The 14,796-nt window shown below is 48.7% G+C and carries 13 protein-coding genes; 10 read left to right on the top strand and 3 right to left on the bottom strand.

Annotated features, from left to right (window positions below):
* The first annotated feature begins 5 nt into the window (after positions 1–5).
* From MKX98_RS01675 to MKX98_RS01715, 9 genes are all read left to right on the top strand, one after another.
* Positions 6–770, top strand: a complete 765-nt coding sequence (locus MKX98_RS01675) for a response regulator (protein WP_339221059.1) — start codon at positions 6–8, stop codon at positions 768–770.
* A gap of 171 nt (positions 771–941) precedes the next feature.
* The gene (locus MKX98_RS01680) at positions 942–2,234 is read left to right on the top strand and encodes a sugar ABC transporter substrate-binding protein (protein WP_194540480.1); all 1,293 of its coding nucleotides are present in this window, start codon (positions 942–944) and stop codon (positions 2,232–2,234) included.
* 26 nt (positions 2,235–2,260) lie between these two features.
* Complete coding sequence (locus tag MKX98_RS01685; protein ID WP_194540481.1) at positions 2,261–2,953, top strand: hypothetical protein; 693 nt, start codon at positions 2,261–2,263, stop codon at positions 2,951–2,953.
* A 26-nt stretch (positions 2,954–2,979) separates the two neighbouring features.
* Positions 2,980–3,927, top strand: coding sequence for a sugar ABC transporter permease (locus MKX98_RS01690; protein WP_194540482.1), 948 nt, complete (start codon positions 2,980–2,982; stop codon positions 3,925–3,927).
* Positions 3,917–4,774 carry a carbohydrate ABC transporter permease gene (locus tag MKX98_RS01695; RefSeq protein ID WP_071219263.1) on the top strand — a complete coding sequence of 286 codons (858 nt, stop codon included), beginning with the start codon at positions 3,917–3,919 and terminating at the stop codon, positions 4,772–4,774. The genes MKX98_RS01690 and MKX98_RS01695 overlap by 11 nt, the downstream gene beginning before the upstream one ends.
* Positions 4,775–4,808: 34 nt before the next feature.
* Positions 4,809–6,164, top strand: coding sequence for an FAD-dependent oxidoreductase (locus tag MKX98_RS01700; protein ID WP_339221064.1), 1,356 nt, complete (start codon positions 4,809–4,811; stop codon positions 6,162–6,164).
* 541 nt (positions 6,165–6,705) lie between these two features.
* Entirely contained in the window at positions 6,706–7,962 is a 1,257-nt protein-coding gene (locus tag MKX98_RS01705) for a DUF438 domain-containing protein (RefSeq protein ID WP_220686901.1), read from the top strand.
* 335 nt (positions 7,963–8,297) lie between these two features.
* A complete protein-coding gene (locus tag MKX98_RS01710; RefSeq protein ID WP_220686900.1) occupies positions 8,298–8,771 on the top strand; it encodes a DUF5381 family protein in 474 nt (157 codons plus the stop codon).
* A 172-nt stretch (positions 8,772–8,943) separates the two neighbouring features.
* Complete coding sequence (locus MKX98_RS01715) at positions 8,944–10,197, top strand: mechanosensitive ion channel domain-containing protein (protein WP_220686899.1); 1,254 nt, start codon at positions 8,944–8,946, stop codon at positions 10,195–10,197.
* A gap of 132 nt (positions 10,198–10,329) precedes the next feature.
* On the opposite strand, the gene MKX98_RS01720 is transcribed toward MKX98_RS01715, so the two are convergent.
* The 3 genes from MKX98_RS01720 to MKX98_RS01730 all read right to left on the bottom strand — a co-directional run bounded on the left by MKX98_RS01720 (position 10,330) and on the right by MKX98_RS01730 (position 11,682).
* Positions 10,330–10,878 carry a cysteine hydrolase family protein gene (locus MKX98_RS01720; RefSeq protein ID WP_220686898.1) on the bottom strand — a complete coding sequence of 183 codons (549 nt, stop codon included), beginning with the start codon at positions 10,876–10,878 and terminating at the stop codon, positions 10,330–10,332.
* Between the two features lie 108 nt (positions 10,879–10,986).
* Complete coding sequence (locus MKX98_RS01725; protein WP_113059065.1) at positions 10,987–11,352, bottom strand: helix-turn-helix domain-containing protein; 366 nt, start codon at positions 11,350–11,352, stop codon at positions 10,987–10,989.
* Positions 11,353–11,505: 153 nt separating this feature from the next.
* Positions 11,506–11,682 (bottom strand): hypothetical protein, encoded by a 177-nt coding sequence (locus MKX98_RS01730; protein ID WP_181469815.1) that lies wholly within the window; start codon positions 11,680–11,682, stop codon positions 11,506–11,508.
* Positions 11,683–11,930: 248 nt separating this feature from the next.
* On the opposite strand from MKX98_RS01730, the gene MKX98_RS01735 reads away from it, so the two are divergent.
* On the top strand, positions 11,931–14,717 hold the full coding sequence (locus tag MKX98_RS01735) for a glycoside hydrolase family 3 C-terminal domain-containing protein (RefSeq protein WP_339221069.1): 2,787 nt from the start codon (positions 11,931–11,933) through the stop codon (positions 14,715–14,717).
* Positions 14,718–14,796: the final 79 nt, after the last annotated feature.

Consider the following 14,796-nt stretch of genomic DNA (forward strand, 5'->3'; position numbering starts at 1 on the left):
CATCAATGATCAAACTCATGTTGGTGGAGGATGAGGACATTATCCGTAAAGGCATCCGCGATCTGATCGGCCGTGTGGCTCCTGATTTTGAGGTCGTATACGAAGCCGCTCACGGCAAGGAAGCGCTGACTTATCTGGAACGCAATGTGGTGGATGTGCTCATTACGGATATTCGTATGCGGGAGATGGACGGACTTCAGATGGTCGAAAAGCTGCGGACCGCGGGCCATGGGATGCCGATTGTCATTATCAGCGGCTATGGAGATTTTGTATATGCTAAAAAAGCGCTGCAGTTCGGGATCGCCGATTACCTGCTGAAGCCCATAGACCGTAAGGATTTTACGGTTGCTTTGGACAAGATTCGGCTAACCTTGAATTCGTCAAATCGATATGCGGATGGGGCTGAGTCGCATAGCGAGGCGGACGGGGGGCCGCCATCCAGCGAGGGGCGCAGGATGATCCGGAAGCTGAAGGCGTATATCGCTGAAAACCCCGACGGTGATTTGCGTCTGCAGACGTTAGCGGAAATGGTGCATTTAAATCCCTCCTATCTAAGCCAGCTCTTTAAGCAGGAAGGGGGAGGCAATTTGTCCGATTATATCGCCGAAACGCGCATCCGGCGAGCCTGCAAGCTGCTTGAGACGACGAACCTGAAGGTTTACGACATCGCCCGTTTATCAGGATATCAAAGTCCTAAGCATTTTATGCTGGTATTTAAACAGCATATCGGAATAACGCCGGGAACCTACCGGGAGCAATACGGTGTGTAACACTACATAACAAATTATGTTATGTAGTTCTTTTTTTGTGGACAAGAACAGAAAAAAACTAAAAAAATCGTACCTTTTCTGAACGTTTAGTGATTTTTTATATGACCATATGTAAATATAATTAACCTCATCACAACCTTAACTTGAACAATACAGAGGGGGAAGCGGTATATGAAAAAATGGTTGACCGGTTTGTTGGCATTAACACTTGGTGTGGGGCTCATTGGCTGCGCCGGAAAAGAACAGCCGAATAATACGCCAGGTGAAGCCAGTGGCGAGAAGGTGCTGCTCAAATTTGCGACCTGGGGAAACCCGGCGCAGCTTGAGCTGTACAAAGGGCTGACCGACGCTTTCACGCAGGAGCATCCGAATATTGAGGTGCAAATTGACACGATCCCGTTTGCGGACTATCAGCAAAAAATGTCTGTGCTGGCGGCAGGCCAGGAGCTGCCCGACATTGCCTGGGTATCAGAGCGGATGGTACCGCAATTTATGGCCAACGACATTCTGGCCGATGTCACGGATATTGTTCAGGATGAAGCTTTTGACATCGATGACATTATACCTTCGACGCTTGAACTGTTTCGCCAGGACGACAAGCTATACGGACTGCCGTTTTCCACTCCGCCCAGCGTGGTGTTCTACAACGAAGATTTGTTCAAGCAAGCGGGCTTAAGTACGCCAAATGAGCTTGCGGAAAAAGGAGAATGGACGTGGGAAAAGTTCGAAGAAGCCGCAAAAACGATCAAGACGAGCGCTTCTTCACCGAACGTTTACGGAGCCAACTTTTTCCGTGACTGGAAGACTTGGATTATTCTTGCTTCGTATTCTTGGTCAAACGGGAGCGGACCATTTAATCCAGAGATGACGGAATACACTTGGAATGATCAATACGGGGTTGAAACTTTGGACATGCTGAAGCGCATGATGTTTACAGAAGGCTCGCACCCGAAGGCGGGAGAGCAGGTTAATTTTGAATCCGGGCAAATCGGCATGATTTTCGACAACTATAGCTTTGTATCCAAAGCCAGGGAAATCCAAAATTTCAAATGGAGCATTGCGCCAATGCCATCGGGCTCGAAAGGCAGCGTTCCAATGATGGGTCAGGCGGGTTACGTGCTATTTAAAGAGGGAAAACATCCGGAGGAAGCCAAGGAACTGTTGAAATTCCTTGCCGGCAAAGAGGGTGTCCAAAAAACGTCGGCCTTCTTCGTGCCGCCGCGCCAATCGGTGTTGAACTCGGATGAGTTCCTGAGCGTGGAGGGCAATCCGGATGCCGGGCACATCAAGCAGGCGGTCATCGATGAAATGCCTAAAGCAGTTGTGCAGCCGGGACATATCCGCTGGCAAAACATTGACACGGAGATTTTGACAGGCTTTGACGAGTTATTTGCCGGGCGGGGTGAACCGCAGCAAATTCAGGACGAGGTAAAAAGCAAGGTGGATGCTCTGCTGAGCAAATAGTGGAAGCTACATTAGGAGGAACGGGCATGAATCGTTTGGATAAAGCATTAAACGAAGCGCCGGGGCTGCAGCTGTTCGTCAGCCTCCCGGCCAATGACATCAAGCTTGCAGAGGCAGCCTTGGCTTCGGGCGCCGACGGTTTGAAAGTTCATATCAACGTAGGGCACCGGGCCAGCGGCAATCGCTTCGGCACGCTGGGCAGCTATGCCGACATTTTCAAGGACATTCGCTCCCGCTTTAGCGGCCCCCTTGGAATTGTGCCCGGAGGCTCGGTGGAAGAGGTAAACGCGGAGGAAATTATCCGGCTCCCTGAACTTGGCGTCGATTTCTACTCGATTTATGCCTTTCATCATCCTGCTTTTCTGCTGCAGGCCCCGGGATTGGCAAGAACGTTTGCGATCGATAGCGAGTTCGACCGGGACATCGTGCAAGGAGGCCGGACCTTCGGCATCAGCGCGCTTGAGGCTTCCATCGTTCCCGGCCATGAATATGGTACCAGGCTTACCCTTGCCGATCTGCTTCATTACCGCTGGCTTGCGGCACACGGCGGTTTGCCGGTCATTGTGCCAACACAGCGTAAAATCGGGCCGGAGGATATCCCGGCCTTGGCCGACAGCGGCGTTAAGGTGCTGTTGGTCGGAGCGGTGGTCACGGGCAATGAAGCGGAAGGCATCCGCAAGGAGGTTGCCGCTTTACGGAATGCCATCGATCGTCTGTAGAGGTGCCCCACAAGGAGGAAAGCGACATGACCACACTTGAAACGATAAAATCTGAAGGGCCCGGCCGTTCATTTCGAAGGAAGGCAAGGAAGACCAGGCCTTTAAACCGCGGAGACCATTTGGCGGGCTGGCTGTTTGTGCTGCCGATGGTGCTGGGGTTCATTCTGCTGCTGCTTGTCCCGCTCATTATGGCGCTTTATATGAGTTTTACTGATTGGCCGCTGCTGGGTGAGGCCAAGCTCATCGGATTTGAGAATTACCGAACGATTGCGGGGGACGCGGAATTTTGGCGCGTGCTGGGCAATACGCTTTATTTTGCCGTCGGACTTGTTCCGCTGAACATTACTTTGGCATTGCTGCTTGCAATCCCGTTATCAAAAAATATCCGCGGAGCCGGCTTTTTCCGGACATTGATCTTTATTCCGGTCATGACCTCGCTGGTGGTCTGGTCGATTGTCTGGAAGTATATGTTTGCCACGGACTCCGGGTTCATTAACCAGCTGCTGCGCATGATCGGCATTACCGGACCGGCCTGGCTGTACGATACCCGGCTTGCCATGCCCGTTGTTATCGTGACCAGTCTTCTGAAAAATGTCGGTTTGAATATGGTTTTGTTCATTGCGGCGCTGCAGCAGGTTCCGGCGCAGCTCTACGAGGCGGCCAGAATCGATGGCGCGGGGAGAATGCGGATTTTTTTCCGAATTACCGTACCCATGATCACGCCGACGATTTTTTTAACCCTGATGATGACCATTATCGGTTCGTTGAAGGTGTTCGGACAAATTTACGTGATGACACAAGGGGGGCCTTCTGGAAGCACGAAGGTGCTCGTCTACAACATTTGGGAACGAGCCTTTAAGCTGTTCGAGTTCGGATATGCTTCTGCGCTGGCTTATGTGCTGTTTGTCATCACCCTGCTGCTTACGCTGGCACAATGGCAGATGAGAAAAAGGTGGGTTCTGAATGAAAGCTAGTCTATTTGCTAAAAGGGGTAACCCGGCAGGCGGGAACCTGTTCCATTATCTGCTGCTGCTTGCCGTTTCGGTGGTCATGATGACCCCGTTCGTGTGGATGGTCTCGACTTCGCTCAAACAGCCGGCTGATGTGTTTGTTTTTCCGCCGCAGCTGATTCCGTCGCCGATACGATGGGCGAATTATGCGGAAGTGCTGGAGACGATCCCGTTCCATCTATTTTATGGCAACAGCGTCTATATCGCCCTTCTGGTTACCGTGGGCACTGTGCTATTCTCTTCCATGGCGGGGTATTCCTTCGCACGAATTCCTTTTTGGGGGAGAAGCCTGGTGTTTCTGCTGCTGCTGAGCACGATGATGATTCCGAATGAGGTCATTGCCATTCCGATGTTTCTGTTTATGCGTGAGCTGGGTTGGATCAATACGCATTTACCGCTGATTATTTTGCCTATATTCGGCGCAGGCGGTGTGTTCGGGGTGTTTGTGATGCGGCAATTTTTTCTGGGGATTCCGAAGGAGCTGGAGGAGGCGGCGATGATTGACGGCTGCTCGAGGCTGCGGATTTATTCCACAATCATGATGCCGTTAGCAAAACCTGCAATTGCCACGCTGATCATTTTCACGTTTTTGACGAGCTGGAACGATTTTTTTGATCCGCTGATCTTTATTAATGACCGTAAGCTGATGACTTTGCCGCTGGGATTATCGCTGTTTACCGACGAGTCGGGGACATCGTGGCATCTGCTGATGAGCGCTTCGGTTATGGCGACATTACCACTGCTCATTGTGTTTTTCTTTGCGCAGAAGCAGTTTGTCGAAGGGGTATCCATGACGGGTCTCAAGGAATAGCGTAAATAACGCTTAAAAGGAGGAGTAAAAAGAGATGGACAGCAGGACACGGATCATGGAGGCGGACGTGGTAGTTATAGGTGCGGGGCCGGCGGGCATTGCCGCCGCCATTGCCGCCGGCAGGCAGGGGGCAAGCGTCATCTTGATTGAACGGTACGGGTTTGTCGGCGGGATGTCTACGGCTGCCGGAGTTTATCCTTGGATGACGTTTCATACACAGCAAGGGGAACGGGTCATCGGCGGTATTGCACAGGAAATTGTGGAGCGCCTGATGGAGCGAGGGGGCTCGCCCGGCCATCTTCGCGATACCGTCGGTTTCGTGAATACGCTGACGCCGTACCATCCAGAGATATATAAGGTGCTTGCCGTCGATATGCTGCGCGAAGCGGGGGTGAAGCTCGTCTCGCACAGCTTCGTTGACGAAGTCGGACGTGAAGGCGAATACATCCAGTCCGTGACCCTTACTGGAAAATCGGGGCGAATCAAGGTTGACGGGAAGATGTTCGTCGATGCGTCCGGGGATGCGGACGTCGCTTATCTGGCGGGAGCACCGACGCTTCAGGGGCGCGAAAGCGACGGGCTGTCGCAGCCGATGACGATGAAATTCCGGATGCGGGGTGTTGACGTGGAGGCGATTCGGAAGGCGATGCTTGCTGATCCCGACAATTTTTATCACAAGACGCCGTTTGCCGAACTAGAGAATGAGCGTATTCCGCTCACGGGGGTTTCCGGCTTTTATAAGGAGTGGAAGGCTGCCGAGGTCCCGATCAACCGCGATCAGGTTCTGCTGTTTATCGGGCCGGAGAAGGATGAGGTGCTGATTAACTGTACGCGGGTACAAGGCTTAAGCGCGACCGACGTCGAGGAACTGACTTTGGCGGAGGAGGAAGGGCGCAAACAGGTGCTGATGATGGCGGAATTTTTGAAATCGCGGGTGCCTGGATTTGCCGAGGCCTCCATTTCCTCGGTTGCCCCCCAGATCGGAATTAGGGAGTCGCGCCGAATCGACGGTCTGTATCGGTTAACGATGGAGGACGTGGTGACGGGACGACATTTTGAAGACGGCATTGCGAGGAGCGGTTATCCGGTTGACTTGCATGATCCGTCAGGCAAAGGGATCATGGAGGCTACCATCGAGAATGACGGTTCCTACAGTATTCCATACCGCTGCCTGGTGGCCCGAGGACCAGTAAATCTGCTCGCGGCAGGGCGCTGCATTTCCACCACGCATGAAGCACTGGCGACCACGCGCTTGACGCCAAGCTGCATGGCTACGGGAGAAGCGGCGGGCACGGCGGCGGCCCTGGCCTGCAAGATGGGAATCACCGCGGTGGAAGTCGATGCATCGCAGCTCAGGGAGATGCTGTACGCCCAAGGGGCGATTGTGTGAAGAGACGCGGGCTAGCCGCTCCGGTATAACTTGGGGCGGCTCCGTATTTTTGTAGTGTGTTTGAGGCGGACTGCTTTTTTGCATCTCCTTAAAGCTCGTTTGTAGGTTTCCTTGTTGATTCAGACGAAGAAATTCAAAAGTGTATTGCTGATTCAGAAGTACGAATAGCCTGTGTTCGGGTTGGTGGAGCCTTGGTAAAAGAGTGTTACGGATTTTTTACTATAGGGGTTCGACCCCCTTCTATACATACAATAATGAAGCGACCGTAACCGGTCGCTTTTTGTTTACGGTCCCCGTAGCAATTCGGAAACAAGGGTTGTTACGTATATATGGCTGAGCGGGCTTCGTTCAGTCGTGCGGCCATTCCGTCAAGCGGATAAAGATTTTTCGAAGATGACGTATCACCTTTTCTATGTTCAATGAATCTTCATTCCCTATGTGCTTTTAATCACAAGTCACGGTGCATGAGAATGCTAGTTTAGAGAAGTAAACAGAATAGAACTTTATCTTTATATAATGAATCAAAACAGAGGTGATGAACATGAGTGAATTAATTAATAACCGTGAGGAAGGAATTTCTGCTCATCGAACTGCCCGGCTACATTTGCTCAAGGAAATCATTAAAGAGCTTCACCATGGAAAAAGCGTGGAGGAAGTAAAGTCAAAATTCAACCAAGCTGTAGGCGAAATATCGGTTGATGAAATATCGGAGCTGGAGCAAGTGCTGATGGAGGAGGAAGGAATCCCCGTAACCGAAGTACAGCGACTGTGCAGTGTGCATGCTGCGGTATTTAAAGGTTCCATCCAAGACATTCACAGAGCCCATAAGCCTGAAGAGCAGCCTGGACATCCTGTGTTTACCTTTAAGATGGAGAACCAAGAAATCGATCGACTGGCAAACTTCAAAATCGCACTGCATCTGGATCAGTTTCTTAAGGATCAAGGAGAGGCAAATCGCCTCAAATTGCTGGAGGATTTCAGTCTTCTCTATGATGTAGACAAACACTACAGCCGCAAAGAAAATTTGCTGTTTCCTTTTCTTGAGAAATACGGAATTTATGGACCGACCAAGGTGATGTGGGCAGTAGATGACGGTATCCGAATGGGCATAAAAGAAGTGAAATCCAAACTTACTCATTTTGATGGGCATGCCGAGATCGTAGTGGATCTGGCCAGACGCGTCTTAAACGAAGTTACAGAAATGATCTATAAAGAGGAACATATCTTATTACCTATGGCTCTGGAAAAGTTGACGGAGGATGAATGGCTTCAAATTGCTGCCCAAAGCGAAGAGGTCGGTTATTGCTTAATTGCGCCTGATCAACAATGGAATCCTGAAAGAGCAGCTGAGCCTGGCGCAGATCAGGGATTGGCGTCTTCTCCGCTGCAAGAGGGATATATCCGAATGAGTACAGGCATTTTATCGGTCAAACAGATGGAATCCATTTTAAATCATTTACCGGTCGACCTAACCTTTATCGATGAACATGATATCGTTCGATATTTTTCCCAGGGCAAAGAACGAATCTTCGTTCGAACTAAAGCGGTGATCGGCCGAAGTGTTCAGAACTGCCATCCTCCGCAAAGCGTTCACGTCGTCAATCAGCTCCTAGCTGATTTCAAAGCAGGTGTCAAAGATGCAGAAGATTTCTGGATCCCGGTTAAAGATAAGTTTGTCTACATTCGCTATTTTGCCGTAAGGGATGAAGAAGGGAACTATTTAGGCACGCTGGAATTTACTCAAAACATTAAGCCGATTCAGGAGCTCACCGGTCAAAAACGGATACTCTCTCCGTAAGTTTATAGAGGACATCCTGACTAACGCGATCCGGCGAATTGTGGTTTCGAGCAGCCACGATTCGCCATCATACATACTAAAGGGGCTGTCCCAAATGTCATTGTAAATGACGGAGACACAGCCCCTTTTTTCATTTAGTCAAACATAAAGAAACTGCTCTTTGATAAAATGGAGGTACCATCCAACCATAAACCAAAACGAGACGGTTTCTTGGTACATTCATCGCGCCGTTGTACGATTGGAGCCTTTATCGGTGATGGCGCAGCTAAAGTGGTCAAAAATAGAGTTCGCTGGATTCGCGGACTATTCAAATAATTTCAGAAAGGCGTTAATTCATGAACGCGATATCTTATCGGAAATCCGTGGCATGGGGCAAAGCACTTGGCAGTTTACTGTTTGTGCTGGCCTGCCTGTTTCTGCTGTACGCGGCTTTTTTTATGGATACTTCCTTTATTCGTAAGTTCTTTTGTATCACATCAGCCATAATAGGGATTCCGTTTTTTGGAGGATATTTGGTTGTCAGCTTGCCAAAGGCACTGAAATCAGACACGCAGCTCCTCACTTACGATCAAAATTCCATTTCAGATGGTACGCGGACCGTAGCCTGGGCGGAGATTACAAGCATCAGCTACAGCGGCCCTTCTATTCGGGAGTGGCTGCTTCCGAAATTTCCTGTGCTGATTTTTCATTTGAAAAACAGAGAGACCTGGACAGTGAACACGTATTATTTGTTAACCGATACTGAAATTCAGTCTGTCATGAAGCTCCTGCGGGGGCTGATCAGCCGTAACGGAAAGGAAACGAAATAGATCGGATCGAATCAGACAAAAAGAGCACCGAATCGGTGTTCTTTTTCGTTTTCCTTACAGACTTACCAAGCATCTTCCAAATCAACCCAGCGATGTCTTATCTTGAACTTTGCGTAGTACTAGAATCTCCTCTATAATAATAGGCTAATCTTAAACTTGTCAGGAGGAAACAATGGACTTTATCAAAAATCAACTAGACGGATATGGCATGAGCGAACAAACCATTGGATATCTCTCGAATATGATCATGGTTGTATTTATCGCGGTGATCTCCGTGCTGGCTAATTTCATAGCCAAAAAAATCGTGCTGAAGACGATTATTCATATCGTCAACAACAATCGGTATACGTGGGACAATATCATCGTAGAGAAAAAAGTGTTCCACAAGCTGTCGCATCTCGTGCCGGCAATCATTATTTATTTTTCGGCGTCCATCTTTCCGGCTTATCAAGTTTTGATTGAAAAAGCTGCAGCAACGTACATGATTATCGTAACGATCACGGTGTTGAATGCGCTGCTTAATGCGTTTGATGACATTTATCGTTCGTTTGAGGTTTCCAAGATCAGACCGATTAAGGGATACATTCAGGTGATAAAAATCGTTCTCTTCATCATCGGCGGCATCGTGGTCATATCCAACCTCATCGGGCAGAATCCTTTGATCATTCTCAGTGGGCTTGGTGCTTTATCGGCTGTTCTGATGTTGGTTTTCAAGGACTCCATATTGGGCCTGGTGGCAGGCGTTCAATTATCATCGAATGATATGGTGCGCGTTGGCGACTGGATTGAAATGCCGAAATATCATGCGGACGGTGACGTCATCGATATTACATTGAATACGGTAAAAGTAATGAATTTTGATAAAACGATTACCATGATTCCAAGCTACGCCCTCATCTCGGACTCGTTCAAGAATTGGAGAGGCATGCAAGTATCCGGCGGCAGAAGAATTAAGCGAAGCTTCTATGTCGATACGAGCAGCATCTGCTTTTGCACCAGGGAAATGATTGAGGAATTTCAGAAGATTCACTACCTTACCGATTACGTCACGACGAGAGTAAATGAAATTAACGCCTACAACATCGAACACGAGATTAATACGGAAAGCAAAGTGAACGGCAGACAGCTTACGAATGTGGGTGTATTCAGGGAATACATCCATCAATATCTGCGGAACCATCCGAAAATCCATAAGGATATGACGCTGATTGTCAGACAATTAGCGCCGGGAGATAACGGACTTCCATTGGAAATCTACGCTTTCAGCAATGACACCAACTGGGGAGTGTATGAATCGATTCAAGCGGATATCTTTGATCATATCTTTGCGGTTGCGCCAACCTTCGGGCTTCGTGCCTTCCAGAATCCAACCGGTCATGATATCGTCCATCTTAAAGAAAGCCCGGAGTATTCGCGAGGGTATTAGATCAGCTTTAAGGAATGTATATTACAAAAAGGTACCCATAGCCCGCACCTTTTAAAGTGTTCGGACCATGGGTACTTTTTTAATATGAGGCAGGCCCTTAAGCGTCTGTTGTTTTAGTTTATGTAATGAAAGTCAGATCAAGTCGTAAAGTCTGCTCGTGTCGACTACTTGAGCAAAGGTATCTTGTAGCGATGCCATAAATGTATCATGGACGGTTTTTGCAGGAATTACCGTATCATTCCATACTAAATCTCGGGTGGTGCACGCATCACTGAGCAATAGGACTTCATAGCCCAGGCGACTTGCCGTTCTCACGGTCGAATCGATACAGATGTGGCTCATCATGCCGCCAATGACCAAGCGCGTGACTTTAATGGATTCGAGATATTCTTGCAGTTCCGTTTGAAAAAAGCTGTCTGGCGTGTGCTTAACGATGACTTGTTCGTCGGATTGGGGTTTTATGCCTTCATGAATGTTGATCCCTTCGGTTTCGGGGAGGAAAAATGTAGCGTTATCCTCCAGAAGAATACACTGAACGTGGACAATAGGCAAATTCTTCTCCCGGAATAGCGACAATGCTTCTTGAGCATGGGTTAACGCTTGATCGGGATGGAATAATTCATTTCTACCTCCTGGAAAATAATCATTCTGAATGTCTACTAATAGTAACGCTGTATTCATGGTTCATGGCTCCTTTACTCGTAGTAAAATCAATTTCTACAAGTATTATAATTTCGGACCCGTGAACGGTGAATTACCCACTTTTTTGTGGGTATGGTGATCATGATTTCATAACTTATAACTGATGCCTTTGCGGTCGAGAAGCTCGGTTTGACCCCGTTCCACCATATATTCAATGCCGATCTCTTGCATAATCAGTACCGCCTCTAACAGCTTCCTCCCGCGTTCCGTAAGATAGTATTCTACGTGTAACGGATACCCTTCCGTTTTGATTTTATCAACGATCCCGCAGGATATAAGTTCTCTTAAATGCTGTAGCAACATCTTTTGGGTGATCTGATCAATATCTCGCTCCAGTTGGGCTAAGGACGTGTTCCCATTTTTCAATTGATATATGATCATGGTTTTCCATTTGCCTTTTATAATGTCATGAGCAATCTCTAATGGACAGGTACATTTCTCTCGAATTATCATCGAACTCACCTCTATGCCATCATAACAAATGTAATAAAATCGTGACACTTGAACAATAAAAAGGTAGCATGTATACCATAAGAAAAGCGACCGCTACGGGTCGCTTTTTTACGTTTTCTCATTGGGAAGGAATGAGGCTAGTCACTGACGCTCCTAATGATAGTTCTTGGATTCATTTTCTTTGTATTTGTCATCGCTGTTATGCAGCGCTTGTTTCCGGCGATCGTTCCGGGCTTGTTGCTGTTGCTGGGCCTCTTGGCTGTTTACAGGTGTTTCTGCCAGTTGTTCCACCGTGTTGATCAGGTTCTTGTCCGGTTGGTTCGTGCTCAATGGAAAGCACCTCCTTGTTTACTTTTTTTCGGTTATGAAGTTTATTATGTGCTGGCTTAGGATGGGCTATTCGTAGGTCGTCTTAACAAGCAAAATCTCCAGAAGACTTTTTTTATATACTCCTATACAGAATTTGTTACTATGATAGTAGAAGATGCCTTACACCTAATATTGGAATCAGCTGGGCATTTACATACCTTTCTTCATATTGATTGGATCTATGGAGAAAATAAACAGGAGGGAATATATTGAGTACACAGAGACTGGGAGTTCCTTTGGAAGGATTTGCGGAGTTCAGCCGAAAGGTCGCCGCCGAAGGTGCCGTACTGTTAAAGAATGAAGGACAAGTTCTTCCCCTTCAACCACACGAAACCGTTTCCGTTTTTGGCAGAACGCAGATTAATTATTACCGCAGCGGTACGGGGTCAGGCGGGAGCGTTCATGTATCCCATACAACAAATCTGCTCGGCGGTCTTCGGGATAAGAAGAACATCACTGTTAATGAAGATTTGGCAGCTGTTTATGAACAGTGGATTGAACAGAACCCTTTCGATAATGGCGGAGGCGGCTGGGCGGCCGAGCCGTGGCATCAGAAGGAAATGCCTTTGACCGATGAGCTGGTATCCGCAGCAAGACAGGCATCCGACAAGGCGATTGTTGTCATCGGACGAACAGCCGGTGAAGACCAGGACAATGCCAATGAGCCGGGCAGTTACCAGTTAACGTCCGAAGAAATAGCCATGCTGCAGCAGGTGACAACACACTTTGAGCAAACGATTGTGGTGCTGAATGTGTCCAACATTATCGATATGAGCTGGATGCGTGATGATAGTTATGCACACCCGATTTCCGCTGTGATCTATGCTTGGCACGGTGGCATGGAAGGCGGCAACGCCATTGCGGACGTATTGGTTGGCGAGGTGACGCCAAGCGGCAAATTAACCGACACGATTGCTTACTCGATCGAGGATTATCCATCGACTCGTAATTATGGAAATGAACTAAAGAATGTTTATCAAGAAGACATTTATGTGGGTTACCGTTTTTTCGAAACGTTTCGAACCGCTGCTGTCCAGTATGAATTCGGTTTCGGGTTGTCGTATACGCAGTTCGAAATCGAGCCGCAAGAAGCCAAGTTAACGGTCAAAGAGGGAACACAATATATTGAGATCGGTGTGAACGTAAAAAATATCGGGGCCACCTATACAGGCAAAGAGGTTGTTCAAGTTTATTACGAAGCGCCGCAAGGCGTGCTGGGTCAGCCTGCCAAGGTGTTGGCGGCATTCGGGAAGACGCAGGAGCTTGGACCGGGCGATTCGCAGCAGTTTACAATCAGCTTCCCGGTTCATACCATGGCTTCCTATGATGATGCAGGTGTGACGGGGGTGCCTTCCGCTTATGTATTAGAGGCTGGAACATACCGTTTGTATGTGGGAACCAGCGTGAGAAATGTGGAGCCCATCGGTTTGGATGGCCAAGATGGTTACGTTGTACAAGCGCTGCAAGTCGTGGAGCAGCTGCAAGAAGCCATGGCGCCAACGGAGAACTTCACACGTATGAAGCCGGGCGCTCGAAAGGAAGACGGCTCCTATGAACTCACTTTTGAAGAGGTGCCGCAGCGGAAGGTTTCCATGGAGGAACGCATTCATCAAAACCTGCCGCTTACCTTGGAGCAAACAGGTAATCGAGGTTATACCTTAAGGGATGTGTATGAGGGAAAGGTCAGCATGGAAGCTTTTATTGCTCAATTAAGCGATCAAGATCTGGCGGTGATCGTCAGAGGAGAAGGCATGAGCAGTCCGCTGGTAACAGCAGGAACGGCCTCAGCTTTTGGCGGCGTGAGCGACAGCTTGCTCGACTACGGAATTCCGGTGGCTTGTACGGCGGATGGACCGTCCGGGATTCGGATGGATAGCGGGCAGCAAGCAACGCAGGTGGCTATTGGTACCTTGCTTGCGGCTACATGGAACACCGAGCTTGTCGAAGAGCTCTATGTGATGGAAGGCCAGGAATTGCTCAGTTACAACATCGATACTTTACTTGGACCGGGTCTGAACATTCGGCGCAGCCCACTGAACGGGCGCAATTTTGAATATTTCTCGGAAGATCCGCTGATCTCAGGCGCGTTTGCTGCGGCATGCACGCGCGGGATTATGAAGGGCGGCTCCAATGCCACCCTGAAGCATTTTGCCTGCAACAACCAAGAGAAGCATCGCAGTAAAGTCGACGCTGTTGTGTCTGAACGCGCCCTTCGGGAGATTTACCTGAAAGGTTTTGAAATCGCGGTGAAGCAGGGCGGAGCGAACTCGATCATGACCTCATATAATCCGATCAATGGACACTGGGCGGCTTCCAATTATGATTTGAATACCACGATTCTGCGTGGAGAGTGGGGATTCCATGGCATCGTGATGACCGACTGGTGGGCCATTATGAACGATGTGGTGAACGGAGGCCCTGCCGATCGCAAAAACACGAACTGGATGGTCCGCGCCCAAAATGATCTGTACATGGTGGTTATGAACTACGGTGCGGAAATCAATGCATGGGAAGACAATACCTTGGCATCTTTGGAAAATGGTACGCTGACCCGTGGAGAGCTGCAGCGCAGCGCTATGAACATTTGCCGATTCCTGATGCATGCACCGGTATTTTCAAGAAAACAGGTGATCGAGGAAGCCGTCGGTGCTTTTAAAGCGGCTCCTTCTCTCGCATCGGAACATGCCCAAACCTTATCGGAGAGCACACAAGTAAAGCCGGCTGCAGCGGAGCCGACTTATGTGAAGGTGGAAGATTCCGGCGAGTACCGAATTATTGTGCGCATTATGTCTCCGGAAACCGAACTAGCCCAAAGCGCGTGCAACGTCACGTTGAACGGTCAACCGGTGACCACGATTCAAACGAATGGTACCGACGGCAGATGGATCAAACAGAAGCTGGTTAAAGTGGAACTCGAAGCAGGTTATTATGAGATGAAGCTGGATTTCGTCAAGCCCGGCATGCAGATCGACTGGATTAAATTTAAGCGGGTGTAAATCCAGAAACACAGGGGGTATCCGATGGATCTAAGATCTTTCGGACGCCCCTTTTTCCTCCTTAACAATATGAATACAC

The organism is Paenibacillus sp. FSL W7-1332 (assembly GCF_037969785.1).
Lineage (GTDB): Bacteria > Bacillota > Bacilli > Paenibacillales > Paenibacillaceae > Paenibacillus_AQ.